At 69.5% G+C, this 26,166-nt stretch carries 23 protein-coding genes; 16 read left to right on the top strand and 7 right to left on the bottom strand.

The features are described from left to right. Positions 1 to 67: 67 nt before the first annotated feature. Positions 68 to 2,029 (bottom strand): YhgE/Pip domain-containing protein, encoded by a 1,962-nt coding sequence (locus tag MAE01_RS07545; protein ID WP_147038941.1) that lies wholly within the window; start codon positions 2,027 to 2,029, stop codon positions 68 to 70. Then, positions 2,026 to 4,776, bottom strand: a complete 2,751-nt coding sequence (locus MAE01_RS07540; protein WP_147038940.1) for an efflux RND transporter permease subunit — start codon at positions 4,774 to 4,776, stop codon at positions 2,026 to 2,028. Before MAE01_RS07540 ends, MAE01_RS07545 begins: the two co-directional genes overlap by 4 nt. Positions 4,777 to 4,937: 161 nt before the next feature. On the opposite strand from MAE01_RS07540, the gene MAE01_RS07535 reads away from it, so the two are divergent. Beyond that, on the top strand, positions 4,938 to 5,570 hold the full coding sequence (locus MAE01_RS07535) for a TetR/AcrR family transcriptional regulator (RefSeq protein ID WP_147038939.1): 633 nt from the start codon (positions 4,938 to 4,940) through the stop codon (positions 5,568 to 5,570). Positions 5,571 to 5,642: 72 nt separating this feature from the next. Here MAE01_RS07535 and MAE01_RS07530 read toward each other — a convergent pair whose 3' ends face one another. Next, a complete protein-coding gene (locus MAE01_RS07530; RefSeq protein ID WP_147038938.1) occupies positions 5,643 to 6,626 on the bottom strand; it encodes an o-succinylbenzoate synthase in 984 nt (327 codons plus the stop codon). Between the two features lie 133 nt (positions 6,627 to 6,759). Further along, complete coding sequence (locus tag MAE01_RS07525) at positions 6,760 to 7,773, bottom strand: GNAT family N-acetyltransferase (protein ID WP_147038937.1); 1,014 nt, start codon at positions 7,771 to 7,773, stop codon at positions 6,760 to 6,762. Between the two features lie 77 nt (positions 7,774 to 7,850). Here MAE01_RS07525 and MAE01_RS07520 point away from each other — a divergent pair, with 77 nt between their 5' ends. The 10 genes from MAE01_RS07520 to MAE01_RS07475 all read left to right on the top strand — a co-directional run bounded on the left by MAE01_RS07520 (position 7,851) and on the right by MAE01_RS07475 (position 17,384). Further along, a complete protein-coding gene (locus MAE01_RS07520; protein WP_147038984.1) occupies positions 7,851 to 8,186 on the top strand; it encodes a PadR family transcriptional regulator in 336 nt (111 codons plus the stop codon). Between the two features lie 11 nt (positions 8,187 to 8,197). After that, the gene (locus tag MAE01_RS07515; RefSeq protein ID WP_147038936.1) at positions 8,198 to 9,226 is read left to right on the top strand and encodes a permease prefix domain 1-containing protein; all 1,029 of its coding nucleotides are present in this window, start codon (positions 8,198 to 8,200) and stop codon (positions 9,224 to 9,226) included. Between the two features lie 9 nt (positions 9,227 to 9,235). After that, positions 9,236 to 10,135 carry a 1,4-dihydroxy-2-naphthoyl-CoA synthase gene (locus MAE01_RS07510; RefSeq protein ID WP_147038935.1) on the top strand — a complete coding sequence of 300 codons (900 nt, stop codon included), beginning with the start codon at positions 9,236 to 9,238 and terminating at the stop codon, positions 10,133 to 10,135. A gap of 94 nt (positions 10,136 to 10,229) precedes the next feature. Then, on the top strand, positions 10,230 to 11,366 hold the full coding sequence (locus MAE01_RS07505) for an AMP-binding protein (protein ID WP_147038934.1): 1,137 nt from the start codon (positions 10,230 to 10,232) through the stop codon (positions 11,364 to 11,366). A gap of 44 nt (positions 11,367 to 11,410) precedes the next feature. Beyond that, on the top strand, positions 11,411 to 12,202 hold the full coding sequence (locus tag MAE01_RS07500) for a class I SAM-dependent methyltransferase (protein ID WP_147038933.1): 792 nt from the start codon (positions 11,411 to 11,413) through the stop codon (positions 12,200 to 12,202). Positions 12,203 to 12,254: 52 nt separating this feature from the next. Beyond that, the gene (locus MAE01_RS07495) at positions 12,255 to 13,451 is read left to right on the top strand and encodes a sensor histidine kinase (protein WP_147038932.1); all 1,197 of its coding nucleotides are present in this window, start codon (positions 12,255 to 12,257) and stop codon (positions 13,449 to 13,451) included. Further along, the gene (locus MAE01_RS07490) at positions 13,448 to 14,083 is read left to right on the top strand and encodes a response regulator (protein ID WP_147038931.1); all 636 of its coding nucleotides are present in this window, start codon (positions 13,448 to 13,450) and stop codon (positions 14,081 to 14,083) included. The genes MAE01_RS07495 and MAE01_RS07490 overlap by 4 nt, the downstream gene beginning before the upstream one ends. 196 nt (positions 14,084 to 14,279) lie before the next feature. Further along, a complete protein-coding gene (locus MAE01_RS07485; protein WP_147038930.1) occupies positions 14,280 to 15,041 on the top strand; it encodes an ABC transporter ATP-binding protein in 762 nt (253 codons plus the stop codon). Further along, positions 15,038 to 16,501, top strand: coding sequence for an ABC transporter permease (locus tag MAE01_RS07480; protein WP_147038929.1), 1,464 nt, complete (start codon positions 15,038 to 15,040; stop codon positions 16,499 to 16,501). The genes MAE01_RS07485 and MAE01_RS07480 overlap by 4 nt, the downstream gene beginning before the upstream one ends. A gap of 226 nt (positions 16,502 to 16,727) precedes the next feature. Further along, positions 16,728 to 17,384: a 2-phosphosulfolactate phosphatase gene (locus tag MAE01_RS07475; RefSeq protein WP_147038928.1), complete on the top strand. Its 657-nt coding sequence runs from the start codon at positions 16,728 to 16,730 to the stop codon at positions 17,382 to 17,384. A gap of 9 nt (positions 17,385 to 17,393) precedes the next feature. On the opposite strand, the gene MAE01_RS07470 is transcribed toward MAE01_RS07475, so the two are convergent. The 3 genes from MAE01_RS07470 to MAE01_RS07460 all read right to left on the bottom strand — a co-directional run bounded on the left by MAE01_RS07470 (position 17,394) and on the right by MAE01_RS07460 (position 19,422). Further along, positions 17,394 to 17,882: a SprT-like domain-containing protein gene (locus MAE01_RS07470; protein WP_147038927.1), complete on the bottom strand. Its 489-nt coding sequence runs from the start codon at positions 17,880 to 17,882 to the stop codon at positions 17,394 to 17,396. A gap of 74 nt (positions 17,883 to 17,956) precedes the next feature. Then, a complete protein-coding gene (locus MAE01_RS07465; protein WP_147038926.1) occupies positions 17,957 to 18,484 on the bottom strand; it encodes a CD225/dispanin family protein in 528 nt (175 codons plus the stop codon). A 77-nt stretch (positions 18,485 to 18,561) separates the two neighbouring features. After that, on the bottom strand, positions 18,562 to 19,422 hold the full coding sequence (locus MAE01_RS07460; RefSeq protein ID WP_147038925.1) for a spermidine synthase: 861 nt from the start codon (positions 19,420 to 19,422) through the stop codon (positions 18,562 to 18,564). Between the two features lie 137 nt (positions 19,423 to 19,559). Here MAE01_RS07460 and MAE01_RS07455 point away from each other — a divergent pair, with 137 nt between their 5' ends. From MAE01_RS07455 to MAE01_RS07435, 5 genes are all read left to right on the top strand, one after another. Next, entirely contained in the window at positions 19,560 to 20,852 is a 1,293-nt protein-coding gene (locus MAE01_RS07455; RefSeq protein WP_147038924.1) for a sugar ABC transporter substrate-binding protein, read from the top strand. A gap of 42 nt (positions 20,853 to 20,894) precedes the next feature. Further along, positions 20,895 to 21,875: a carbohydrate ABC transporter permease gene (locus tag MAE01_RS07450; protein WP_147038923.1), complete on the top strand. Its 981-nt coding sequence runs from the start codon at positions 20,895 to 20,897 to the stop codon at positions 21,873 to 21,875. Beyond that, on the top strand, positions 21,872 to 22,705 hold the full coding sequence (locus MAE01_RS07445) for a carbohydrate ABC transporter permease (RefSeq protein WP_147038922.1): 834 nt from the start codon (positions 21,872 to 21,874) through the stop codon (positions 22,703 to 22,705). Before MAE01_RS07450 ends, MAE01_RS07445 begins: the two co-directional genes overlap by 4 nt. Beyond that, a complete protein-coding gene (locus MAE01_RS07440; protein ID WP_147038921.1) occupies positions 22,702 to 24,186 on the top strand; it encodes a glycoside hydrolase family 3 protein in 1,485 nt (494 codons plus the stop codon). Before MAE01_RS07445 ends, MAE01_RS07440 begins: the two co-directional genes overlap by 4 nt. 264 nt (positions 24,187 to 24,450) lie before the next feature. Continuing rightward, on the top strand, positions 24,451 to 26,127 hold the full coding sequence (locus MAE01_RS07435) for an ABC transporter substrate-binding protein (RefSeq protein WP_147038920.1): 1,677 nt from the start codon (positions 24,451 to 24,453) through the stop codon (positions 26,125 to 26,127). The last annotated feature ends 39 nt before the right edge of the window (positions 26,128 to 26,166 follow it).

Here is a 26,166-nt window from a genome sequence, read left to right as displayed (position 1 = left end):
CGCATCCGGTCGCCACCAGCGAGGTTCGGCGACCGTTTGCGACCCCTCCCGATTGAGGGGGCGGATGCTACGCCGAGGCGAGCACCGCCTTCGCAGACGTCGTGCGGCGCATGGCCACGACGACGGTCGTGACGATCAGCGACAGGACGGCCCACACGACGAGGCCTGCGACAGCCGCGCCGTTCGCGGCGATCAGCCCGGTGAACGCCGGCGCGGTGGGCAGCGCAGCCCCGACCGAGGCGAGCCAACCCGGCACCGTCGAGATCAGCCCCGTCGCGACGGCGACGACGCCGACCAGCGCGCTGATCCAGCGTCCGGCCCCGCCGAAGACGGCGACCAGCGCCTGGTTCACGGCGGCGAAAGCGACGCCGGCGAGCACAGCGGTGCCGGCGAACGCCCACCACGCCGCGGCGTCGTACGAGGCGACGATCTGGACGATCAGCGCGACGAGCACGCCCTGTCCTGCGCCGATCGCCGCAGCCGGCCAGAAAGCCCGCAGCGTCAGCGACGCGGACGAGCGACGCGAGGTCAGCGTACGCGCGGTGTGAGCGCGCATCACGAGGAACGATGCGAGGCCGCCGAACCACAGCGCCACGGCCGCCAGCAACGGGATCGCCGTCGGACCGAAGATCGTGCTCGCCTCGGCGTTCGAGGTCACCGGGTCGGAGATCACCGACGCCAGCGACGTCGACTCGTCGTCGCTGAACGAGGGGAGCTGCTCGGATGCCGTGCGCAGACCGCCGGCGAGGTCTCCTGTTCCGGTCGCCAGGGTGTCGAGGCCGGTGGCGAGTTCGCCCGCGCCGTCTGCGAGCGCAGTCGCGCCGTCGCTCAGCTGCGTGGCGCCGTCGCCCAGAGCCGAGGCTCCGGTCGCCGACTGGTCGGTACCGGCGGCCAGCTGGTTCAGGCCGTCGGCGAGGCCGATCGCGCCGGCGCCGGCAGCGTTCAGCTGTCCAGTCACGGTCTTCGTCGCCTCGGCGTCGAATGCGCGGAGTCCGGTCGCCGTTCCAGCTGCGGCCTGAGCGGCCTGGTCGGATGGGGTCACGAGCGCGCTTGCGGTCCCAGATGCTATTGCCAGTTCCTCGCAGAATTCCGGCGTGGCCTGTGCGCCGCACTTCGACAGCAACTGCGACAGCTGAGCGTCCAGCCCCGCGACACCGTCCCGGACACCGGCGGTCGCCCGCTGCGCGCCGTTCGCGCCCTCGAACAGCTGGTCGGGCACGAGCCCGCTCTGATTCAGCGCGGCCGCGCCACTTGTCAGCCCATTCCCCAACTCGGTCGCTCCGCTCGCGGCATCCCGGGTCCCTGACGCGATCGTCCCGAGCCCGGATGCCAGCTCCGACGCACCCGACCCGAGCTGCGCCGCACCGTCGGCGAGCTGCGCCGCCCCCTCCGGAAGCTCCGCGGCGCCGTCGGCCGCAGACCGTGCGCCGTCCGCGAGCTCGGAAGCCCCGCTGGCAGCCTCACCGATCTGGTCGCCGATGGTCGTGAAACCGACCAGCACGTTCTCCATGGTCGCCTCGCTCAGCATGGTGCCCATGCTGCTGGCGGCGACCGATGCGATCTGCGATGTGATGAGGTCGTCGGCGACGAGACCGTCGTCGGGCGTCGTCACCTGGATCGTGGCCTGCTCCGGCGTCCCGCTGCCGTTGGCGATGGTTTGACCGGCCGAGGTCGCCGCGGCAGAGAACTCCGCGGGGATTGTCACGACGGCCTGGTAGCTGCCGTCGGCGAGACCGTCAGCGGCATCCTCCTCGTTGGAGATGACCCAGGTGAGGTTCGAGTCCATGTCGTCGGACCCCTCGACCAGACCCGACGCGAGCTGGCGCCCGAGCGGCGTGTACTGGTCGTCGATCGTGACGGGCTCGTCGAGATTGACGATCGCCGCGGTCATCGAGTCGAGTCGCTCGGTCGGGTTCTGCAGCGCTGCGACGAGGATGCCGCCGATGATCGCAGGCAGCAGCAGCACGCCGATGATCGTCAGCAGGGTGATGGGCTTGCGGGACCGTGCCCGCTCGATGGAGAGGTTCATGCGTTCACCTCGGAAGAGTGGTGTGCGTGGGAAAGATCGACGGTGGCGACGGCCGGCCAGGAGGCCTCCGTCAGGATTATGCGAGCAAGATCCGGATCGGATGCCGTCGCGAACACCGCCAGCGGACGGGACGCCGCTGCGTGCTGCAGCATGGTCGTCGCCTGGTCGCGCTGTCCGCCGGTGAGCCGGTCGATCCCGTCGATCACGACGAGGGACGAGCGTCCCCGCAGCGCTTCGCGCAGGTCGAGCAGCGCAGCATCCGGGTCGTCCACGAGAACGCTGCCGACGTGACCGCGCACCCAGGCGGCGCGTCCGGGCAGCAGGTGCCCGACCACGCGGAGCTTTCCGGCGTCCGGAGTCAGGCGGCCGGCGACGGCCAGCGCGATCGCGCGGCGCACGCGGCTGTCACCGCCGGTCGCGATGAGCGCTTCGCCCGGCGCGACGCGCAGTGACAGACCCTGGACGATCGGGGCGTCCGCGCTGAGCACCAGATCGTCGGCGGCGATGACGGAGTCGTCGCCCGGCCACGCGGCCAGGTGACGCTCGCGCTCGACGGCCTCGCCTTCGATGTCGACGCTCGGCAGGATCTTCTCCAGCCACGCCGGGATCTGCCAGGCGCGCTCGCCGAGGATCGCCATGAGCGCGGGGATCAGGGTCATGCGCACGAGGAACGCGTCGATCGCGATGCCGGCGGCGAGACCGAGCGCGATCGGCTTGAGCGACGAGTCGCCCTCAGGCACGAACGCCACGAACACGGCGAACATGATCAGTCCTGCGGCGGTGACGACCTTCGCCGAGCCGGTGAAGCCCGAGCGCACAGCGCGCAGGGCTGCGGCGCGGCGCATGGCGCGGTTCGGCGACTTCGAATCGGGGTCGTGCACGAAGTCCTCGCGCATGCGCGAGACGAGGAACACCTGGTAATCCATTGCGAGGCCGAACAGCACGCCCATCAGGATGATCGGCATGAAGCTGATGATCGGTCCGACCTTCGCGACGTGCAGGGCGTCGGCGAGCCAGCCCCACTCGAACACCGCGGCGACGACGCCGAACGCGGCGACGATCGACAGCAGATAGCCGAGCGCGGCGGTGACCGGCACCCAGATCGAGCGGAACACGATCGTCAGCAGGATCAGGGACAGTCCGATCACGAAGACGCCGAACGGCAGCAGAGCGCCGCCGAGCTGGTCGGAGATGTCGATCGCGACGGCGGTGAAGCCGGTGACCTTCACATCGATACCGAACTCGTCGAGCCACTCGTCGTGGTGCGAGCGCAGCTCGCGGACCAGGTCGCTGGTGGCGGGGTCGTCCGGCGCGGTCTCCGGGATCACCTGGACGATGCCGGTGTCGGCGGTCTCGTTCGGGACGGCGAGGGCCACTTCCTTGACGCCGTCGATCTCGGCGACGGCATCCCCGAGGTCTTCCATCAGGGTGAGCGGGTCGTCGGAGGTGACGATCGTGCCGGTCAGGACGAGCGGACCGTTGAATCCGGGGCCGAACTCCTCGGCGGTGAGGTCGTAGCTCTGGCGTGCCTCGTCGTCGGGCGCGAGCACGCCGGCGTTCGGAAGTGCGAGATCGAGACTGAGGGCGGGAACCGCGACGACACCGAGGCCGATGATGACGGCCAGCGACGTGATGACCGGATGCTTCGTCACCCCGCCGACCCAGCGCTCGCTGAAACCGCGGCGCGGGCCTTTGTCCTTCTTCGCCGGGCGCTCCTTCTTCGGCCGTCCGACGATGCGTCCCTTCAGGAACCCGAGCACCGCCGGCGTCAGCGTGACGGCGATCGCCACGGCCACGGCCACGGCGACGGATGCCGCGATGCCCATGGTCGTGAGGAACGGGATGCCGGCGAAGCCGAGCCCGATCAGTGCGATGAGCACCGTGATGCCGGCGAACACGACGGCCGAACCCGCGGTGCCGACGGCGCGTGCGGCGGACTCCTCCGGCTCGACGCCGTCGCGCACCTGGTCCTGGTGTCTGGCCATGATGAACAGCGCGTAGTCGATGCCGACCGCGAGGCCGAGCATGAGGGCGAGCAGGGGAGTGGTCGACGAGACCGACGCGAACGCTGTGGCCGCGAAGATACCCGCCATCGAGATGCCGACGCCCAGCACGGCGGTCAGCAGCGGGAGCCCCGCGACCACGAACGACCGGAACGTCACGACCAGCACGAGCAGCGCGATCACGAGGCCGACGGCTTCGGTCAGCGTCACGCCGGGGATCGAGATCGCGAACAGGTCACCGCCGAGCTTCAGCTGCGTGCCCTCCGGCAGCTCGCCCCGCAGCTCGTCGACCATGGCGGTGAGCTCATCCTTTGTCTCGTCCGAGACGTCGGTGGACTGGCCGTCGAACTGCAGCTGCACGATCGCCGCCGTCGCGCCCTCGTTCACCATGCCCTCGACCATCTCGTCGTACGGCGAGGTGACGGCCAGGACGTCGTCGAGGTCGGCGAGCTCGTCGACGGCATCCTCGATCGGCGTGCGGTAGGCGTCGTCCGTGACCTGCTCGCCGTCGGCGGCGACCACGATGAACTGCGCGTTCGTTCCGCTCACCTGGGGGAACGAGCGCGACAGCTGCTCGAGACCGTCCTGCGCCTCCGTGCCGGGGATGCTGAAGGAGTTGTCCGTGCCCTGCTGAAGCACCAGAGCGCCACCGCCCGCCGCGGCGAGGATGATCAGCCAGGCGACGAGCACCCGCCACGGGTGGCGGAACGACCAGCGTCCGAGAGAAGACAGGAGTGTGGACACAGGATCCTCCGAGAGCACGGATGAGAGACTTGGATACAGAGATGTATCCGATACACCTGTGTATCCTACGGTGAGTCGGTGACGTGAAACTGTGCGCCAGATGTGAACATTTCGACAGGCTCAATGCATCGCATTCGGCCATGATGGGGGAGGAGGATGCGATGACGATTCCCGTGACGAGACGGCGTGAGAACACGCGAGCACGACTGATGGATGCCGCAGCGCAGGTCTTCGCCGAGGTCGGCCTGGAGGGCGCCAGCGTCGAGGCGATCTGCGACCGCGCCGGCTTCACTCGCGGCGCCTTCTACTCGAACTTCGACTCCAAGGACGAGCTGTTCCTGGAGCTCGCCTCATCCGTCGCCGAGCAGCGCCTGGCATCCGTTCGCGGACGCATCGAGGAGTTCGTCGCCGCCGGGGTGCTGAGCGGCGACGCCGACCCGATCCAGCTCGTGCAGAAGGTCCTCGACTCGGGCCTCGACGATCGTCTCAGCGTGCTGCTCATGAGCGAGATCCGCATCGGCGCGCTGCGCGACGAGGCCTTCGGCAAGGCGTATCTCTCCCAGGACCAGGCGATGACCGCGAGCATCGAGGGCATCATCCAGGGCATCGTCGATTCGGGGCTGTTCGCGCTACGGGTCGATGTGCCGGCCGCCGCGCAGATGCTCATGGTCCAGTGGGAGGGCTGCATGGCCCGCGCCGCGGTCTCGGGCTACGACGGCGAAGAGCTCCACCGCGTCGGTGCCGAGGCCCTGGGGCAGCTCGTCGAGCTGATCATCGCGCCGGCCGGGAGCTGAGGCCGACGCGAGACGAGGTCTGCCGCATGAGACGGCGGTGGGCTGCACCTGCTTCGTGCGGGAAACCCCGTCTCATCGTGCGGATGCCGCGAGCAGCGCGTGGCAGCGACGGAGGCGATCGAGCCACCAGTCGCGACGGTCGGCGGATGCCGCGAGCCGCTCGAGCCGCGCAGCATCCGGCGTGACGCGGCCGACGGGAATCGCGCCGTCCGCCGGGGAGAGATCCACGATGTTCTCGACGAACAGCGCTCCGGTGCCCAGGCCGCAGTCGTAGTCGAGGGTGGGGAGAGACGCTGCGAGTGCGGCGCCCTGGCTGAGGCCGACCGCTGTGTCGAGCGCGCTGGAGACCACGGCGGGCAGCCCCGCTTCCGCGACGATGTCGAGCGCGCGCCGGATGCCGCCGAGCGGCTGTGCCTTGATCACGACGAGGTCTGCGGCGCCTGCCCTGGCCACCGCGAGAGGGTCCTCGGCCTTGCGGACGCTCTCGTCCGCGGCGATCGGGATGCCCATGTACTTGATGCGCGTCCGCAGCTCGGCCAGCTCGTCGACAGTGGCGCACGGCTGCTCGGCGTACTCGAGGTCGAACTCGGCGAGGGCGTGCAGGGCGCGCTCGGCCTCGTCGATGTTCCAGGCCGCGTTCGCGTCGACGCGGATCCGGCCCTCCGGGCCCAGCGCTTCTCGCACCGCGCGCACCCTGGCGACGTCATCCGCGAGGTGCTGGCCGGGGTCAGCGACCTTGACCTTGGCGGTGCGGCATCCGGGGAACCGGGCCAGGATCTCGGGCACGCGGCCCGCATCGACGGCGGGCACCGTCGCGTTCACCGGAATCCGGTCGCGCAGCGGCGCCGGCTGCGGGTTCCAGGCGTAATCGATCGCGGCGGCGAGCCAGGTGGATGCCTCGGCATCCGCGTACTCGACGAACGGCGAGAACTCGGCCCACCCCTCAGGGCCCTCGAAGAGCAGCGCCTCGCGGACGTCCACGCCGCGGAATCGCGTCGTCATCGGCAGCGCGACCACTCGGGCCGTCTCGAGCAGGTCATCCAGTGCCGGCGTCATGGTGCCCATTCTGCCCCGCCCGGTGATTCAGGTCGCATATTCAGCCGTTCTGGCGCGTGCGTAGCGGCGAAATGTGCGACCTGGACGCGCTGCCCCGCTTCCTCGCGCTGCCCCGCTTCCCCGCGCTGCCACGCTACACGTGCTTCTGGAACTCGCCCATGCGCTCCGACGGCACGAAGCCCAGGCGGCGATTGATCGCGAGCATGTGCTCGTTGACGCCGGCGTTGTACGTGTACACCGCGCGCACATCGGAGGCGTGCTCCTGCAGCATCCGCAGGTTCGCGATCTTGACGGCCATGCCGAGTCGGTGTCCGCGGGCCTCGCTGAGCACCAGCGTGCCCCACTGGTAGGCGTTGCCGTCGTCGCCGGAGACGACCAGCTGCGTGTACGCGACCACGCGCCCCTCGGCATCCAGCGCGACGGTTCCGTAGCTGCGGCGATTCTGCCGGGCGAGGAGTGCCTCGTTCGTCCTGATCTCGTGGACGTCGACCGTCGACGGCTCGATGTCCAGGTCGCCGACCGGTGCCTCCGTCTCGACCGCGGCATCCAGCTGCGCCCAGCCATGGACGACATCGGTCGGCACGCTGCCGATCCAGGAACGCAGTCGATAGGAGGCGGAGCGGCTGGCGGCCTCGGCTTCGAGAGCGTCGAGCAGTTCGGCGTCGATCGGCAACTGCAGGCGGTTCTGCACGTCGCCGAGCGCGAGGGTGTAACCGTGCCGTCGAGCGAACTCGCGGCCCGGGATGCCGGCGCCGTCGTCGCCCGCGGCATACGGCCAGGACGCGCTGGACTTCAGGATGCTGCGGCCGGCGTCGCGCGCCGCCGCCTCAACGGTGCTGAGCACTGCGGATCCCGTTCCGCGCCGTCGCCGTTCCGGCGCGACGTGCACGCCGAGATTGGCCGTGCGCAGATTGTCGCGCAGGGGCAGGGCGAGGCGTGCCGAGGCGACGACCTCTCCGCCGAGCAGTGCGAGGTACGCCCGCCGTTCGATCGCCTCGGTCCGCTGCTGCAGTTCGTGCCGCGACTCGTCACGCGTCCACACCGCGGTGTGCGCGCCGCGATCGGCCCGCTCGGCGGCGGCGTAGATGTCCCACCAGAGATCGACCGAGGAACCGTCGAAAGGGTCGATCCGGGTCAGCTGGAGCATGCTGCAACCGTACTCGCGCCGGGTCGCCATCAATGGGTGATTGACAATAGTGTGTGACGCACAGTAATGTGACCGACATGGACGATTCGCTCGACACGCACCTGCAGGAGCTGCGGCGCGGCACGGTGGTGCTCGCCTGCCTGCAGCTTCTCCGCACGCCCGGTTACGGCTACGGGCTGCTCGAGGATCTCGGGCGTCACGGCTTCGCCACTGATGCGAACACGCTGTACCCGCTCCTGCGCCGCCTCGAGAAGCAGGAATACCTCACCAGCGAGTGGAACACCGATGAGGCTCGGCCTCGCAAGTTCTACCGCACGTCGGCCGCCGGCATCCGCCTCGCCGACAGCCTCACGACCGAATGGGCGTCGCTCACCGAAGCGATCGCCTCTCTCACCGACGACACCCCTGAGTAGGAAGGCTGATCATGGCTGCAACCCTCACCGAGCGCTACATCAGCGCCACCATCAAGACCCTCCCTCCCGCCACCCAGGACGACGTCCGCGCGGAACTGGAGGCATCCATCGGCGACGCCGTCGAAGCGCGCGCCGAGCAGGGCGAGACCCGGCCGGATGCCGAGCGCGCCGTTCTCACCGAGCTCGGCGACCCGGCCGTCCTGGCTGCCCGATACGCCGAACGCCCGCTGCACCTGATCGGCCCGAAGTACTACCTCACCTGGTGGCGGCTGCTGAAGCTGCTGTTGTGGATCGTGCCGGTGTGCGTCGCGGCCGCCGTGGCACTGGGCCTCACCATCTCCGACGCGCCGGTCGGCGAAATCATCGGCCAGACGATCGCCATCACGCTGTCGGTCGCGGTGCACCTGTGCTTCTGGACGACGCTCGTGTTCGTCGTCCTGGAGCGCTCCGGGGCCGACACCGGTGTGAAGTGGTCTGTCGACTCCCTGCCAGAGCCGCAGGAGAGCGGTGCGGGGCGGGGCGATCTCATCGCGTCGCTGGTGTTCCTCGGCATCGCGGTCGCCGCGCTGCTGTGGGATCGGTTCGTCGGCTTCGTGGTGTTCGCGACAGGAGACATCGACGTGAGCGACGGGCTGGGCGCGCAGACCGACGTCATGTCGATCCTGCATCCTGGGCTGTGGCCCTGGTGGATCGGCGGAGCGCTGGTGCTCATCGGACTCGAGGCCGCGCTCGCCATCGCCGTCTACGCCAACCGCGGCTGGCAGCCGGCGCTGGCTGCGTTGAACACCGTGCTCGCCGTCGTGTTCGCCGCCGCAGCGATCTACCTCCTTGCCACAGGTCAGCTGGTGAACCCTGACTTCCTCGCCTTCATCGCGGATGCCGGCGGCGAAGGCTTCGCCACCGGTGATGCGAAGGCGGCGGGAGAGGGCGGCACCTTCCGCATCCTGGCCGTGCTCACCGGCGCCGTCATCGTGGGAATCGCCGTCTGGGACATCGTCGACGGGTGGCGCAAGACGCGGCGCGCGCAGCGCGCGGAATAGGCTGGAACCATGGTCTCCGATCTCTTCGATCCCGCGGAATGGGTGCTCGCACCCGGTGCCGAGGACTACACCGACATCACCGCTCACGTCACGCACGACGGCGGTGTCGCCCGCATCGCCTTCAACCGCCCCGAGGTGCGCAACGCCTTCCGTCCGCACACGGTCGACGAGCTGTACCGTGCGCTCGACATCGCCCGCCAGGACCCGAAGATCGGCGCCGTGCTGCTGACCGGCAACGGCCCGAGCGCGAAGGACGGCGGCTGGGCGTTCTGCTCGGGCGGCGATCAGCGCATCCGCGGCCGCGACGGCTACAAGTACTCCGAGTCGACCACCGAGGTCCACGACACCGCGCGCGCCGGCCGCCTGCACATCCTCGAGGTGCAGCGTCTGATCCGCTTCATGCCGAAGGTCGTCATCGCGGTCATCCCGGGGTGGGCGGCCGGCGGCGGACACTCGCTGCACATCGTCTGCGACCTGTCGATCGCCTCCGCCGAGCACGGGAAGTTCAAGCAGACCGATGCTGACGTCGGCAGCTTCGACGCCGGATACGGGTCGGCGTACATGGCGCGCCAGACCGGTCAGAAGATCGCCCGCGAGGTGTTCTTCCTGGCCGAGGAGTACTCGGCGCAGCGTGCGTACGAGATGGGCTCGGTCAACCGCGTGGTGCCGCATGAGGAGCTCGAGCGCGACGCTCTGAAGATGGCGCGCACGGTGCTGACCAAGTCGCCCACGGCGATCCGCATGCTGAAGTTCGCGTTCAACGCGGTCGACGACGGAATGGTGGGGCAGCAGGTGTTCGCCGGCGAGGCGACGCGTCTGGCCTACGGCACCGACGAGGCCGTCGAGGGCCGCGACTCCTTCCTCGAGAAGCGCGACCCCGACTGGTCCCCGTTCCCGTACCACTTCTGAGCACCGTCATGCACTCGAGAACGCAGAAACCGCCCTTCCCTGGTATCCGGAAGGGCAGTTTGCGCGTTCTCGCGCACCACGAGAGGGCAGACGCATGACCCGCCTCGTCATGACGGCGGCGGATGACGCCGCGCAGCTCCAGCAGGACCTCGTCCACGCGCTCGACGGCGGGCCCGCGATCGGGCTCGGGATGCTGGGCGACCAGCCGCGCGAGGTCGAAGAGGGCACGGCCGTGGTGATCGGGACGTCCGGATCGACCGGCATCCCGAAGCGTGTTGTGCTGAGCGGCGAGGCGCTGCGCGCCGGAGCCGAGTCGACCGCCGAGCGGATCGGTTCCGGCAGCTGGCTGCTCGCCCTTCCCGCCGGATACGTCGCGGGTCTTCAGGTGATCGTCCGCTCGATCCTCTCCGGAACGACTCCCGCAGTGCTGGACGGTGGCTTCTCGCCGCGCGCCTTCGCGGAGGCGACGCTCGGGATGCGCCCCGATATGCCCCTGTTCACCTCTCTCGTCCCCGCGCAGATCGCCACGCTCGTCGCAGCCGCCGACGACGCGCCCGTCCTCGCCGCCCTCCAGGCGTACCAGGCGATCCTCGTCGGCGGTCAGGCCCTGCCGCAGCCCATCCGTGAGCGCGCGGCCGAACTCGGGGTGCGACTCGTGCGCACCTACGGCTCGACTGAGACGAGCGGTGGCTGCGTGTACGACGGCATCCCGCTCGACAAGACAGCGGTGCGCACCGTCGACGGCGAGCTGCAGATCGCCGGACCCATGCTCGCCGACGGCTACCTCGGTGACGCGGCTCTGACCGACCGCACGTTCCTGCGTGACGAGCACGGCATCCGCTGGTATCGCACCGGCGATCTCGGCATCGTCGAGGACGGCGTCGTGCGCGTGCACGGCCGCGCCGACAATGTCATCGTCTCCGGCGGCATCAACGTCTCGCTCGACCGGGTCGAGCGCATCGTCCGCGGCATCCCCGGCCTCACCGGCGCCGTCGTCGTCGGCGTCGACGACGCGCGATGGGGCGAGGCATCCGTCATCGTGGCCCCGCGAGGCGAGGTCCTGCGCCGCAGCGAATCCGAACAGCTCGAGCACGCGCGCGCGGCCGTGGCCGAAGAGATCGGTAAAGCTGCTCGCCCCGCCAGGCTGATCCTCGTCGACGAGCTCGCGACGCTGGCATCCGGCAAACCCGACCGCGAGGCGATCCGCCGGATCGCGGCCGGACTGCACTGACGAGCTCGGCGCGAGCGCCCGCCGCAGCGTGGGATGCTGGGGCGATGGCGACGTACACGCACGGGCATCATGAGAGCGTGCTGCGCTCGCACAGCAACCGCACGATCGCGAACTCGGCGGAATACCTGCGCCCCCACCTCGGCGCGGATGCACGGCTGCTCGACATCGGCGCCGGCCCCGGCACCATCACGATGGATTTCGCGCAGCACGTCGCGCAGGTGACGGCGACGGAGATCGGCGAGGAAGAGCTCGCGCTCTCACAGCGCCTCGCCGTCGAGCGTGGCGTGCGCAACATCGACTTCTCGGTCGAGGACGTGCATGCGCTGACGTTCCCCGATGACACGTTCGACATCGTGCATGCGCACCAGGTGCTGCAGCACGTCGCCGACCCGGTGCAGTCGCTGCGCGAGATGCGTCGCGTCGCCAAGCCCGGAGGCATCGTCGCGGCTCGTGACGCCGACTACGCCGCGTTCCACTGGTTCCCGCTGCTGCCCGAGCTCGACGAGTGGCTGCGTCTGTATCGCGCGGCGGCGTACGCCAACGGCGGGGAGCCCGATGCCGGGCGGCGCCTGCTTTCCTGGGCGCGAGCCGCAGGCTTCGAGCACGTCACGGCGACGGCATCCACCTGGTGCTACGCCTCATCCGAGGACCGTGCGTGGTGGGGCGGGATGTGGGCCGACCGCATCCTCGACTCGGCTCTCGCGCGCCAGCTCGTCGACAGCGGGATGGCGACGCGCGCCGACCTCGAGACGATCAGCAGCGCCTGGCGGCGATGGGCGGACGACGGGGACGGCTGGTACCTGGTGCCGCACGGCGAGATCATCGCGCGCGCCTGAATACATCGCCAGGCGGATGCCGGAGCCCGAGGCGCTCGCGTAGCGTGAGAGGGTGATCCGCCCGCTGTCCCGCACCTCCCTCGTCCTCGACATCGTCGGGGCGTTCGTGCTGTTCGCGGTGGCGATGCCCGCGTCGCTGGCGTTCTATGCCCCTGGCAGTCTGAGCACGAACGCGTCCGAGGCGGTCGCCATCGCCGCGGCGGTCGTCGCAGGGCTGCTGCAGTGCGGCGCGGTCGCCGTCGGCCGGCTGGCCCCGGGCATCGCCCTCGGCGTGGCCTGGCTCGGCGCGATCGTGCAGATGACGGCCGCACTCGGCCCCCTGCCCATCAACATCGCCATCCTGGCTGTGCTGTACGCGACCGCTGCCTGGGGTGGCACTCGGACGTTCTGGGCCGGTCTCGGATCGGTCATCGTCGGCGGCGTCGTCGCCGCGACGTATCTGGTCTTCGTCAACGGGCTGCTGGCCGGGGTCAGCGTCGCGAGCACGATCGCCAACATCGTGCTCTTCTCGATCATCAGCATCCTCGCCCTCGGCGCACCGTGGCTGGGCGGCTTCGGCTGGCGGATGCTGCTGCGCTCGCGCGCCAGCCGAGAGGCGCAGGCGCTCGCCGAGGTCTCGGCCGCCGAGGAGCAGGAGCGCGTGCGCATCGCGCGCGACATGCACGACATCGTCGCCCACTCGCTCGCCGTGATCATCGCGCAGTCGGACGGGGCCCGCTACGCCGCGGCAACTGCGCCCGAGGTGGCGCCCGAGGCACTCGGCACGATCTCGCAGACCGCGCGTGCGGCACTGTCGGACGTGCGGATGCTGCTCACGCAGCTGCGGCATCGTCAGGGCGACGGGCCACAGCCCACGCTCGCCGATCTGGAGCAGCTGTTCGCCCAGGTGCGTCAGGCCGGGCTCGAGCCGCGCGTGACGGTCGATCCGGTGCCGCCGGGGGAGCCGCCGGGGGCGATCCAGCTCGCCGTCTACCGGATCCTGCAGGAGGCTCTGACCAACGCGATCCGGCACGGGGCGGGCGAGACGGTGGATGTGCGGCTGGCGTGGCTGCCCGATCGCGTCGAGCTCGAGGTGCGAAACGATGTCGCCGCGGAGGTCGCGGCGGGAGCAGCCGGCGGGCACGGGCTCGTCGGCATGCGTGAGCGTGCGCAGCTGGTCGGCGGCTCGCTGACGACCGAGCGCGGAGAAGGAGAGTTCGTGGTGCGAGGGATGCTGCCGATCGGGGCGTCGATGGAGACGATCGGATGATCCGCGTGTTGCTGGTCGATGACCAGGCGCTGTTCCGTGCCGGCATCCGCATGCTCGTCTCGTCGCAGCCCGACATGGAGGTCGTCGGTGAGGCCGGGAACGGCCAGGAGGCGCTCGCCGCGGTTTCCGCGCATCGACCGGACGTCGTGCTGATGGACATCCGGATGCCGGTGATGGACGGGCTCACCGCGACGGCGGAGATCCTGACGCGGCCGGAGCCGCCGCGGGTGGTGATGCTCACGACGTTCGACCTCGACGAGGCCGCGGCGCGCGCGATCCGGCAGGGGGCGAGCGGATTCCTGCTGAAGGATGCCGAGCCGGAGTTCCTGCTCGCGGCGATCCGCACCGTGCATTCTGGCTCGAGCGTGATCGCGGCATCCGCGACGCGTGAGCTGTTCGCGCACTTCACTCCGGAGACTCGTCCGGTGCCGGAGTCGTTCGCGTCGCTCACGGACCGTGAGCAGGAGATCTTCGCGCTCGCAGCCCGTGGCCTGTCGAACGCCGAGATCGCCGGTCGGGAGTTCCTCAGCGAGGCCACCGTGAAGACCCACATCAGTCGCATCCTCACCAAGCTCGCGCTCCGCGACCGCGTGCAGCTGGTCGTGTTCGCGTTCGAGCACGGCCTCGCCTGACCCCGCGCCCGTTTCTCCCGCGCCCGTTTCTCCCCGCGAGATTGCATTCCGCGGCCGAACCTCCCGGTATTTCCGGCGATCTCGGCCGCGGAATGCAATCTCGCAGATGAGTGAGGGCGGGATCATCCTTCGGATGTACGCGGATGCTACGCACGGGCGATGTGGCGCGGCATCCGTGGTTCGTAGCGTGAAGAGCATGGAGATCACGACCACCGACCTCGGGCTCGCTGCCCGCGTCCAGCACCTGACCAAGACCTACGGAGCCGGCGAGGGATCCGTGAACGCGCTCGAGGACGTCAGCGTCGGCATCCGCCGTGGACAGTTCACCGCGATCATGGGGCCGTCCGGCTCGGGCAAATCGACGCTCATGCACATCATGGCGGGGCTGGATGCTCCGACCCAGGGCCGCGCGTGGATCGGCGACACCGAGATCACCGGACTCGGCGATCTCGAGCTCACGATCCTGCGGCGCCGCCGCGTGGGGTTCATCTTCCAGGCGTTCAACCTGGTGCCGACCCTCGACGCCCTGGGCAACATCCTGCTGCCGTTCGAGCTCGACGGGCGACGCCCGAGCGCCATCGAGCGGGCTCGCATCGACGGCCTGGTCGAACGGCTCGGGCTCGCTGCGCGTCTGGGACACCGTCCGCATGAGCTGTCCGGCGGCCAGCAGCAGCGCGTCGCCATCGCCCGCGCGCTCGCCACGGCTCCCGACCTGGTTTTCGCCGACGAGCCGACCGGAAACCTCGACTCCCGCAGCGGACGCGAGGTGCTGCAGCTGCTCGCCACGGCCAGCCGTGAGCACGGGCAGTCCATCGCCATGGTCACGCACGACGCGATCGCCGCGAGCCACGCCGACCGGGTGCTCTTCCTCGGCGATGGGCGCATCGTCGCCGACCACCCGCGCCAGAGCGCCGAGCAGATCGCTTCGTACATGCTCGCCGCGGAGGTGACCGCATGAGCGCCGTCGTCACCACGTTCGTCCCGGAGAGCACCGCCACGGGGCCGCGATTCGGCTGGCTGCGAGACAGGGGCATGGGCGCGAGCATCCTCGTCGCCGCCCTCTCGTCCGCGTTCGGCGTCGTGCTCGTCGAAGCAACGGCATACATCGGCGTGATGCTGCAGTCCGACCCGTACATCGGCGACAGCGGCACCCTCGCCGTGGTCGTCGCGATCCTGTCCGTGCTGCTGATCGGCGTGGCGCTGTACGTCGCGGCGATCGTCACCGCCAACACGTTCGCCACGATCGTCGCCGGACGCACGCGCCGCATCGCGCTGATGCGTCTGATCGGTGCGACGGCGCGCTCGCAGCGTGCCGAGGTCGCCGGGCACGGCCTCATCGTCGGAGCGCTGGGCGCCCTGCTCGGTGCCGTCGTCGGGCTGCTGGTCGCAGCATCCGGCGTGTACCTCGCCGATCGGTTCCTCGGCGCCGTGCCGGACTTCACTCTGATGCAGCCGGCGATCCTGCTGCCCGCGCTCGGCGTCGCGCTGACGACGTGGGCGGCCGCCTGGATCGGCTCGCGGCGGGTGCTGTCGGTCACGCCGTTGCAGGCGATCGCCGGTTCCGTCGAGCGCTCGCATGAGGATGCCGCGGCACGCCCCGCCCGTCATATCGGTGCGCTGCTGCTGCTGATCCTGGGTGCCGCGCTGCTCGTGTTCGGCGTTCTCGTCGGCCTCGTCACTCCGCTCGGGGTGATCGTGTCGTTCTTCGGCGGACTGCTCTCGTTCACCGGCATCTCGCTCGCGGCGGTGCTCGTCATGCCGCCGCTGCTGCGACTGGTCGGGCGTCTGTTCGGACGATCGGCGACCGCGCGACTGGCGGCGGAGAACGCGCACCGGTATCCGGAGCGTTCCAGCCGCATGGCGATCGGCGTCGTGATGGGCGTCACTCTCGTGACGATGTTCGCGGTTGCGCTGGAGTCGGTGAAGGTGCTGCTGGCCAAGGCCGCCGGCGGGGAGCTCGATCCGCAGTTCGCGATCATCATGGACAGCTTCGCCGCCGTCATGATGGTGCTCGTCGGCATCTCTGCCGTGATCGCCGCGGTGGGGCTCGTGAACCTGCTGACGATCGGGGTCGTGCAGCGCCGCCGCGAGCTCGGGCTGCTGCGGGCGATCGGACTGTCGAACCGGCAGGTGCGACGGATGATCCTGCTCGAAGCACTGCACATCACGGTCACGGCGACCGTCACCGGTCTCGTGCTCGGCGTGCTGTACGGCTGGATCGCCGCGCAGTCGCTGCTCGGCTCGGTTCGGATGCCGCCGATGTTCGAGGAGACCGCAGGGCTCATCGCGCCGGCCGTGCCGTGGGCGCCCGTGGTCGTGATCGTCATCGCGACCGCGGTGCTGACGCTGGTTGCCGCGGCTGCCCCGACGCGGCTAGCGACACGAGTGGCTCCGGTCGAGGCTCTCGCCGTGGACTGAGCGCCCCCCTTGGCGACAAGACCGGCTGGTGCGTCGGAGGTGTCGCTTCGTGCCGCTTCGACAGTGATTGGGCGACCAGAGGCGACACCTCCCCGGTCGGCGGGATCGCCAGGTGCGTGGGAGGTGTCGCCTTCTGCCGCTGCGGCTGCGATCGGGCGGCAACAAGCGACACCTCCGGGTGGGGAACGGCGCCGTGCCGAGGTGCCGACGCCCGTAGGCTGGAGTCATGCCGCAGCCGTTCGATCAGTCGTCATATCAGGTCCGCTTCGAATGGGGAGTCGCGGGGCTCGCACGCCTCGCCCCGGCCGACATCGTCGTGGTCGTCGACGTGCTCCGCTTCTCGTCGACGGTGACGGATGCCGTGGCGTCCGGCCGTACGGTTTCGCTGACGGATGCCGTCGGCTGGTCCCGCAACGGCGCCGCCGTCGCGGCCGCAGCGGGGGAGGCGACGGTGCTGCTTGGATCGCTCCGCAACGCCTCGGCCGTAGCGCGAACGGTGCTCGAGATCCAGAACCGGCGTCAGCAGCGCACCTCGGTCAGCGTGATCGCCGCGGGTGAGCTGACGGATGTCGGCGACCTCCGCTTCGCCGTGGAGGACCAGCTCGGCGCCGGGACCATCATCGCCGCACTCAGCGACCTCGGCGCCGACCACACGTCGCCCGAAGCCGCGGCGGCGTGCGAGTCGGCGCGAGGGCTTCGGCGTGCGATGCGGCACCTGCTGACGGCATCCGGATCTGCCAAGGAGATCGCCGGGGGAGTCGCAGCGACCGCGCGCATGGAGGCTGCGGGGCTCGTGCCGACCGAGCCCGCCGCTGCCGCACAGGTCGATGCGACCGAGGTCGTGCCGGTGCTCGACGGCGACGAGTTCGTGGCGTTCGCCTGAGCGGAGACCTCAGCGCGGGGTGCTCGCGGCGAGACGCACGGCCGGAGTGATCTCGCGCCGCACCCAGCTGAACTCGAACTGCGGATCGAACGTCTTCGAGCACTTGGCGCACGAGGTCGCGCGGCTCGGTCGGCGATGCCGATAGGTGATGTGCCCGGCGGGGCAGGTGCCGACCCACGGGGCGAGCTCCTCGGCAGTCTCGCCGTGATGCGTGGTGCCGCCGACGTACCCGAGCTCGCGGGCGATCCGCCGCCAGGACGGCCCGTGCGCGGCCCGGTGCCCCGCGAGCGCATGCGCGACCTCGTGCAGCAGCACCTGGTGGATCTCGTCATCCTCGAAGCGGGCGGCGAGATAGCGCGACACGGTGATCCGCTTCGCGCGGAAGTCGCACTGCCCCGCGCGGCGCTTCGCGTTGTCGAACCCGAACGCCCACGTCTCATCGAGGTGCATGCGGATCAGCGCCTCCGCCCACACGCGTACGCGATCCAGATCCGCCATTCGCCCAGAGTAGAACACCGCGCCGACATTCGGCTCGGCCGGTTCGAAGAGCGGTCCCTGAGCCTGTCGAAGGGTCAGCTGGAGACGAGCTGCCCGCTGCGGCGCCGCTCTGCCGCCTCGATCGCGAGGAGCACGGTCTCGAGCTCCTGGTCCGGTGCGCCGGCCTCACGACGCAGGAACAATGCCTGCTTGAAGCTCTCCCGCGCCAGCTCGAAGTCGCCGGCTTCGTAGGCGTTGCGGCCGTGGTGCTGGTACGCGAATGCCGCGATGCCGGCCCAGTTCTGACCCTCGGCCTCGCTCGCGCACGTCGCCAGTTCCTGTTCGGCGGCCGCGTACGCGCCACGGGACTGCAGGATCGTCGCGTGCAGCACTCGAGAGCGCAGCACGTCCTTGCGCGTGCCGGCCATGCGCGCCACGCGCACCGACTCGTCCGCGAGCGTCAGCGCCTCGTCGAGCCGCTCCAGCACCTTGAGCAGCCACACCCGTTCCAGCAGTGCCGGAAGGCTCCGCTGCTCCTCGATCTCGGCGAGACGCCGGGCGCACTCGACCTGGTCGACCTGCTCACGAAGAGTCTCCGAGTCGTAACCCTTGATGTAACCCACGTGCTCTCCCTTCGCAGCACGTCCAGTCTGCCTCCGAGTCCTCCGGAGTGGGCGTCGGCGCGCCCCGCATGCCGATTTCAGCGCAGGAAGATCGACGCGTCGGGCTTGGGGGATGCCACGGCATCCGCATCGGTGACGATCCGCGCGCCCTGCGCGAACGCCTCCACCTCGGCGCCCTGGGCGATCTTCGCCGGATGGGGGCCTGCGGCCAGCATCCGCGGCAGCCATTCCGTCGGCAGGGGAGAGGCAGATGCCGCGATCACGAGGTTCCCGAAACGGCGGCCCTTGAGCACCTGCGTGTCGGCGAGCAGCGCGACCTCCGGCAGCACGTGCGCGATCGTCGCGACCTGCCGCCGGGCGAACGCCAGCCCCGGCCCGTCCGCGACGTTCACCAGCAGTACGCCGGTGGCGGAGAGCAGCGCCGACAGCTCCCGGTAGAACTCGACGCTGGTCAGATGCGCAGGGGTCTGCGCACCGGAGTACACGTCCGAGACGACGAGGTCGCAGGCTCCGGTCAGCGCACCCGGAAGGCGGGTGATGCCCTCGCGGGCGTCCCCGATCCGGATGCGGATCGACGCACCGCGAGGCAGCGGAAGATGCTCGCGCACGAGGGCCGCCAGCGGAGCCTCGAGCTCGATGACCTGCTGCCGGGAACCGGGCCTGGTCGCCTCCACATAGCGGGGGATCGTCAGCGCCCCTGCGCCCAGGTGCACTGCCGTGAGCGGCCCGCCGGGGAGCTGATCGATCGCCGCTCCCATCCGGACGATGTACTCGAAGTGCAGATGCGTCGGGTCGTCGAGGTCGACGTGCGACTGCGGCGTACCGTCGACGATGAGCTCGTACCCCGTCGTGAACGACGACGGCGCGATGCTGGCGATGCCGCCGTGATCGAGGCGCGCCGAAGGCGGCTCGGCATCCTTCGATCGCGTTCGTCCCACGGCCTGAGCCTACGTGTTACAGCTCGATGACGATCGCGTGCCCGAGTTGCGGGGATTTTGTTAGTGGTGAATACTTTTTCCGAGTCGGCATGCAGACGTTGTGGCCGAGGGCAGTTTTCAATGAGGAGATTCACCTGATGAAGAAGCGCATTCTTCCGATCGTGGCGCTCGGCGTCACGGCATCGCTGGGCCTTGCCGGCTGTGCAGGCGGCGCCAGCGACAACAACAACGGAGCCGACGGCGAGGGCCAGACCCTCAACGTCTGGATCATGAAGGGCACCAACCCCGACGCGACCGCGTTCTACGACGAGGTCTCTGCAGCGTTCGAGGAGGAGACCGGCGCCAAGGTCGAGATCGAAGAGGTCCAGTGGGCCGACGCGCACGACCGCTTCGTCACCTCCATCGCCGGTGGCACCACCCCCGACATCGCCGAGACCGGCACCACCTGGACCGCTGAGTTCGCCGACGCCGGCGCGCTGCTCCCGATCGACGAGTACGTCGACGGCGAAGACGGCCTCCGCGACGACCTCGTCGAGGGCCTCGAGGTCGCCGGCACCTACGACGAAGAGCTCTACGGCATGCCGTGGTACGCGGGTGTCCGCGCTCTCGTCTACCGCACCGACGTCTTCGAGGAGCTCGGTCTCGAGGCTCCCAAGACGTGGGACGACATCGTCACCGCCGGCGAGGCCATCAAGGCCGCGCACCCCGAGATGATGGCCTTCCCCGTTCCCGGTGACGCCGAGTTCCAGGTCTACCCCTGGGTCTGGGGCGCGGGCGGCGAGATCGCCACGCAGGACGGCGGCGAGTGGACCAGCGAGCTCGACAGCGCAGAGTCGCAGGAGGGCATCCAGTTCTACACGGATCTCGCCACCGAGCACGGCTTCTCCTCCGCAGGTGCCACCACCTGGAAGGAGACCGACCTCAGCGACGCGTTCACGCAGGGCAACGTCGCGATGATGCTCTCGGGTTCCTGGACCCCGGCATCCCTCGTCGAGGCCAACCCCGACCTCGAGGGCAAGATCGGCGCCGCGGTCATCCCGGGCAAGGACGGCGGCATCGCCCCGTCGGTGCTCGGCGGATCGCACCTGTCGATCTTCAACACGACCGAGAACGCCGACCTCGCGTGGGAGTTCACCAAGCTCATGACCACCGGTGAGTTCGCCGAGAAGTGGTCGGAGCAGACCGGTTACTTCCCGGGTGTCGCCTCGGCGATGGAAGAGGCCCTCGCCTCGACCGACCCGCTGGTCGCTCCGTTCGCCGAGCAGATGGTCGACGGCGGCGCCTCCGTGCCGGTCACCCCGAACTTCGGCGCCGTCCAGGCGAAGAAGACCACCAACGCGATGATGCAGTCGATCCTCAGCGGGCAGAAGGACGTCGCCACGGCGACGAAGGATGCCGCAGCCGAGATGACCGAACTGCTCAACAAGTAAGACTGGTAACTCCAGCTACGACAAGTTAGGCAGTATTCCTTGATGTCGACGGTGCATGCACCGCTGCCACAGACCACGGAGGCGGGGAACACCCCCGCCTCCGTGCCTGGTGGCCGCCGATCCAACCGATTCACCCTGATCGCCAAGACCCGCCCCTGGCTGCTGCTCGCACCCGGGCTGATCATCCTCGCCGGGCTGATGCTGTGGCCGCTGGTGCAGGTGGTCATCTACTCGCTGCAGGACTACGGTCTGCGCGAGATCAACACGGGTGAGAACAACTGGATCGGCTTCGGCAACTACATCGAGGCCCTCACCGACTCGACTCTGTGGACCATCGTCCTGCCGAACACCGTCGGCTTCGCCGCCGTCGCCGTGTTCGTGACCGTCGCCGTCGGCACCCTCGTCGCGCTGCTGCTGCAGCGCCTCGGCAGGACCTGGCGACTGATCGTCTCCAGCTGCATCATGATCGCCTGGGCCATGCCGGCCGTCACCGGCACCTACGTCTGGACGTTCATCTTCGACGCCGACCGCGGCATCTTCAACAGCATCCTGCTCGACCTCGGCCTCATCGACGGGCCGGTCAACTGGTTCACCAACCAGTGGACGTTCTACGCGATCGTGCTCCTGAACGTCGTGCACCACGGCTTCCCGTTCGTCGCGATCACGGTGCTCGCAGGTCTCCTGGGCGTCTCCAAGGAGATGCTCGAGGCCGCCGCGATGGACGGCGCCGGCGCCTGGCGCCGCTTCTGGAAGATCGTCTTCCCCACCCTGCGTCCGGTCTTCTCGGTCGTGATCATCCTGTCGACCATCTGGGACTTCAAGGTCTTCGCGCAGGTCTACCTGATGCCAGGCGGCTCGGGCTCGAACCGTTCGGTGCTCAACCTCGGCGTCTGGTCGTACGTCGAATCCTTCGGCCAGAACCGCTACGGCTTCGGCGCGGCCCTCGCCGTGCTGCTCACCCTCGTGCTGATCGGAATCACGATCGTGTACATCCGCTCGCTCATGAAGGAGGACGAACTGTGAACCCGAAGAAGTCCGTCCTCTCCCGCGTCGGCATCGGCGTCGGCGTCGCCGTCGTCCTGGCGTTCACGCTCTTCCCCGCCTACTGGATGATCTCCAGCGCGTTCGACAAGAATGCGTCCAGCGGTGGCCGCTCCTTCATCCCGGAAGAGTTCACGCTCGACCACTTCATCTTCGTGTTCAACGAGGGCGGGTTCGGCGTCTTCCTGCGCAACTCCGCGATCGTGGCCCTCGTCACGGTGCTGGTCAGCGCCCTGGTGTGCCTGCTCGCCGCGGTGGCCGTCGCCCGGTTCAAGTTCAAGTTCCGCACCACGATCCTCATGCTCATCCTCGTCGTGCAGATGGTGCCGCTCGAGGCACTGGTGATCCCGCTGTTCCTGCAGGTCAAGAGCCTCGGCCTGCTCAACAGCATCATCGGCCTGATGATCGTCTACATCGCGCTCTCGCTCGCGTTCGGGATCTGGATGCTGCGCGGCTTCGTCGCCGCCGTCCCGGTCGAGCTCGAGGAGGCCGCGTACCTCGACGGCGCCAGCTGGTGGCGCATGTTCCGCTCCGTGCTGCTGCCGCTGGTGATGCCGGGCCTGGTCGCCACCTCCATCTTCAGCTTCATTACCGCGTGGAACGAGTTCATCTTCGCCATGACGATGCTCGGCGGCGCCACCGACCAGTACACGGTCGCGATCGGTCTGAAGTCGTTCTTCGGTCTGCACTCCAACGACTGGGGCAGCATCATGGCGGCATCCACCATCATCACGATCCCCGTCATGATCTTCTTCGTCATCGTCCAGGGACGCCTGGCGAGCGGCATGACCGCCGGGGCAGTGAAGGGATGACGGACGAGCTCACCCGCCTCGCCAACAGCGTGCTGTGGCCGGGGTTCACCGGCACGCGCCTCGACGGCGAAGGCGCACCCGTGTGGCTGCGCGATGCACTCGAGCAGGATCTCGCCGGCGTCGTGTACTTCGGGCAGAACATCTCCGATGACCTGGCCGCGCTCAGCGCGCAGATCCATGCCGCGAACCCGCTCGCGCTGATCGGCATCGACGAGGAGGGCGGCAGCGTCACCCGTCTCGAGGTCGGTACCGGGTCGACGCTTCCGGGAGCCGCGCAGCTCGGCATCCTCGACGACACGGCGGCGAGTGAGGCCACCGGGGCAGAGCTGGCCCGCCGCGCCCGCGAGGCCGGGGTCGATGTCGTGCTCGGTCCGGTTGCCGACGTCAACACCGATCCGCGCAACCCGGTGATCGGGGTGCGCTCGTTCGGGCCGGATGCCGCGCTCGTCTCGCGTCACGTCGCAGCCACCGTGCAGGGGCTGCAGAACGGGGGAGTGGCCGCGTGCGTCAAGCACTTCCCCGGTCACGGCGACACCCACCTCGACTCGCACCATGCCCTGCCGGTGATCACGCTCGATCCGTCCGAGATCGAAGATGTGCACCTCGAGCCGTTCCGCGCCGCGATCGCCGCTGGCGTGGACACGATCATGACGGCGCACATCGTCGTCCCCGCCTGGGGCGAGAAACCCGCGACGCTGAACCCGGCGGTCCTCGGCCGCCTGCGCGAGATGGGATTCGACGGCGTCATCATCACGGATGCGCTCGACATGGCGGCTGTTCGGGAGTCCGTCGGCATCGGCGGCGGAGCCGTGCAGGCGCTGGCCGCCGGCGCCGATCTGCTGTGCATCGGCAACCCGACCAACCCGGGGGCTGCGGCGCTGCCCGACCAGGACGAGCGCGACTACCTCGCCGCGCGCGAGGCGATCGTCGCAGCCCTGCGGAGCGGGATGCTCTCCCGCGAGCGGGTCGAGCAGGCTCGCGATCGCGTACGGAAGCTGGCCGCCAAGCTCGGCGCCGCGGCGCCGGCGGAGGCGCCGGAGTTCGACGGAGCATCGATCGTGCGTCGCGCGCTCGGGGTGCGCGGCGAGCTGGATGCCGCAGCATCCGCCCTGTCGGTCATCGACGCGCGCCGGCGCTCGACGCTCGCGGTCGACAGCGCAGCGGCGTACGTCGCCGAAGGCCTCGCGGGCGACGGATTCCGGGTGCGGCTCGACGTCGCCCGTGCGACGCAGGCGGAGCGGGACGCCGCGCTGGACGCCGCGATCGCCGCCGGCGGACGGCTCGTGCTGCTGATCGACCGACCGGACGTGGATGCCGACCAGCGAGCCCTCGTGGAACTCGCAGCCCAGCGCCGGCCCGGCGCTGTCGTGGTGAACGTGGGGCTCGCGTCGCAGCATCCGCTGCCTCTGCCCGTCGTCGAGGTCGGCGCAGCCAGCCGCGTCGGCGCCGAGGCCGCCCGCGCCCTCCTCCTCGCCCCCTGACCCCCGCCCCCAGAACTCGCTGCGAGATTGCATTCCGCGGCCGAGCCTGCGTGTATTTCCCGCGATCTCGGCCGCGGAATGCAATCTCGGGAGGGGAGCGGGTGCGGGGCGACGCGGGAGCGTTACCGAGCTGATACCGGATCGCAACATGGATGCGTTTGGATTCCAGGTGCGGGCTGGGTAGCGTCATTGCATCACGTGTAACGGAAGCGATGCCGCTGCCGGCACGCGCAACGAAGCGCCCCACTAGGGAAGGTACACAGCATGAACCACACATCCATGCGTCGGAGGCGAGGACTCATCGCCGTCACCGGCACTGCGATCGCAGCGATGCTGCTCGCAGGCTGCGTCGCCAGCGAACGCGGCGACGAGACGGCGGACGGCGGCGGCGACGTCGACAGCACGTTCGTGTTCGCGGCATCCTCTGATCCGGCCAGCCTCGACCCTGCGTTCGCGCAGGACGGCGAGACCTTCCGCGTCGCCCGCCAGATCTTCGAGGGCCTCGTCGGCACCGAGCCCGGCACCGCCGACCCCGCTCCGCTGCTCGCCGAGTCGTGGGAGTCCGCCGAGGACGGCATGTCGCACACCTTCCAGCTGAAGGAGGACGTCACCTTCCACGACGGCACCCCGTTCAACGCCGAGGCCGTCTGCGCCAACTTCGACCGCTGGTACAACTGGACGGGCCTGGCCGCGTCCGAGGCCTTCGGCTACTACTACAACAAGCTGTTCCACGGCTACGCCGACAGCCCCGAGAACGCGGTCTACAAGTCCTGCACGCCCGACGGCGACTACTCGGCGACCGTCGAGCTGAACAAGCCGTTCGCCGGCTTCATCCCCGCACTCTCGCTGCCCGCCTTCTCGATGCAGAGCCCGGCCGCGATGGCCGAGTTCGGCGCCGACGAGGTCGGCGGCTCCGCCGAGTCCCCGCAGATGTCGGAGTACGCCGAGGCGCACCCGGCCGGCACCGGCCCGTTCAAGTTCGAGGAATGGTCGCGCGGTGAGCAGCTCACGCTCGCCTACAACGAGGACTACTGGGGCGAGAAGGGGCAGATCGACGAGATCATCTTCCGCACCATCGACGACCCGACCGCACGCCGCCAGTCCCTCGAGGCCGGCGACATCGACGGCTACGACCTGGTCGGCCCCGCCGACACGGCAGCCCTCGAGGAGGACGGGTTCAACATGGTCTCGCGTCCGCCGTTCACGATCCTCTACCTGGCGTTCAACCAGCAGATCCCCGAGCTGCAGGACCCGAAGGTGCGCGAGGCGCTCTCGTACGCGATCGACAAGGACGCGCTGATCAGCCAGGTGCTGCCGGAGGGCACGCAGAAGGCGACGCAGTTCATCCCGCCGGTCGTCAACGGCTACAACGAGGACGTCACCACCTACGACTACGACGTCGACAAGGCGAAGTCGCTGCTGGCCGAGGCCGGCTACGACGAATCCAACCCGCTGACGCTGGACTTCAACTACCCGGTCAACGTCTCGCGCCCGTACATGCCGGACCCCGAGCAGATCTTCACGGTGCTGTCCTCCCAGCTCGCCGAGGCGGGCGTGGAGACCACACCGGTCTCCGAGGAGTGGGTCGAGTACCTCGACCGCACCACCGGCACCGCGGACCACGGCATCCACCTGCTCGGCTGGACCGGTGACTACAACGACACCGACAACTTCGTCGGCGTCTTCTTCGGTGCGCAGGGCTCCGAGTGGGGCTTCGACAACCCCGAACTGTTCAACGCCTTGGCCGAGGCGCGCGGCGTCGCGGACCTCGACGAGCAGACCGGGCTGTACCAGGACATCAACGAGATGGTCGCTGAGTTCATCCCCGGTGTGCCGCTGGCGCACCCGGCTCCCACGCTGGCCTTCGACCCTCGGGTCGAGAGCTTCCCGGCGAGCCCGGTGAACGACGAGGTCTTCAACGAGATCGTCCTGACGAAGTGACGCGATAGCGATCCGCCCCGCGCCCGTCCCCTTCCACGA

Origin of the sequence: Microbacterium aerolatum (genome assembly GCF_007988825.1) — a bacterium.
In the GTDB taxonomy this organism is placed as follows: Bacteria; Actinomycetota; Actinomycetes; order Actinomycetales; family Microbacteriaceae; genus Microbacterium; species Microbacterium aerolatum.
Note: the sequence above shows the minus strand (reverse complement) of the source record. Positions and strands in the feature narration are given on the sequence as shown.

Bases quoted from the DNA above. Each gene is read 5' to 3' on its own strand.
- MAE01_RS07545 (WP_147038941.1), bottom strand. From the start codon at position 2,029: ATGAACCTCTCCATCGAGCGGGCACGGTCCCGCAAGCCCATCACCCTG.
- MAE01_RS07535 (WP_147038939.1), top strand. From the start codon at position 4,938: ATGACGATTCCCGTGACGAGACGGCGTGAGAACACGCGAGCACGACTG.
- MAE01_RS07530 (WP_147038938.1), bottom strand. From the start codon at position 6,626: ATGACGCCGGCACTGGATGACCTGCTCGAGACGGCCCGAGTGGTCGCG.
- MAE01_RS07525 (WP_147038937.1), bottom strand. From the start codon at position 7,773: ATGCTCCAGCTGACCCGGATCGACCCTTTCGACGGTTCCTCGGTCGAT.
- MAE01_RS07520 (WP_147038984.1), top strand. From the start codon at position 7,851: ATGGACGATTCGCTCGACACGCACCTGCAGGAGCTGCGGCGCGGCACG.
- MAE01_RS07515 (WP_147038936.1), top strand. From the start codon at position 8,198: ATGGCTGCAACCCTCACCGAGCGCTACATCAGCGCCACCATCAAGACC.
- MAE01_RS07510 (WP_147038935.1), top strand. From the start codon at position 9,236: ATGGTCTCCGATCTCTTCGATCCCGCGGAATGGGTGCTCGCACCCGGT.
- MAE01_RS07505 (WP_147038934.1), top strand. From the start codon at position 10,230: ATGACCCGCCTCGTCATGACGGCGGCGGATGACGCCGCGCAGCTCCAG.
- MAE01_RS07500 (WP_147038933.1), top strand. From the start codon at position 11,411: ATGGCGACGTACACGCACGGGCATCATGAGAGCGTGCTGCGCTCGCAC.
- MAE01_RS07490 (WP_147038931.1), top strand. From the start codon at position 13,448: ATGATCCGCGTGTTGCTGGTCGATGACCAGGCGCTGTTCCGTGCCGGC.
- MAE01_RS07485 (WP_147038930.1), top strand. From the start codon at position 14,280: ATGGAGATCACGACCACCGACCTCGGGCTCGCTGCCCGCGTCCAGCAC.
- MAE01_RS07480 (WP_147038929.1), top strand. From the start codon at position 15,038: ATGAGCGCCGTCGTCACCACGTTCGTCCCGGAGAGCACCGCCACGGGG.
- MAE01_RS07475 (WP_147038928.1), top strand. From the start codon at position 16,728: ATGCCGCAGCCGTTCGATCAGTCGTCATATCAGGTCCGCTTCGAATGG.
- MAE01_RS07470 (WP_147038927.1), bottom strand. From the start codon at position 17,882: ATGGCGGATCTGGATCGCGTACGCGTGTGGGCGGAGGCGCTGATCCGC.
- MAE01_RS07455 (WP_147038924.1), top strand. From the start codon at position 19,560: ATGAAGAAGCGCATTCTTCCGATCGTGGCGCTCGGCGTCACGGCATCG.
- MAE01_RS07450 (WP_147038923.1), top strand. From the start codon at position 20,895: ATGTCGACGGTGCATGCACCGCTGCCACAGACCACGGAGGCGGGGAAC.
- MAE01_RS07440 (WP_147038921.1), top strand. From the start codon at position 22,702: ATGACGGACGAGCTCACCCGCCTCGCCAACAGCGTGCTGTGGCCGGGG.
- MAE01_RS07435 (WP_147038920.1), top strand. From the start codon at position 24,451: ATGAACCACACATCCATGCGTCGGAGGCGAGGACTCATCGCCGTCACC.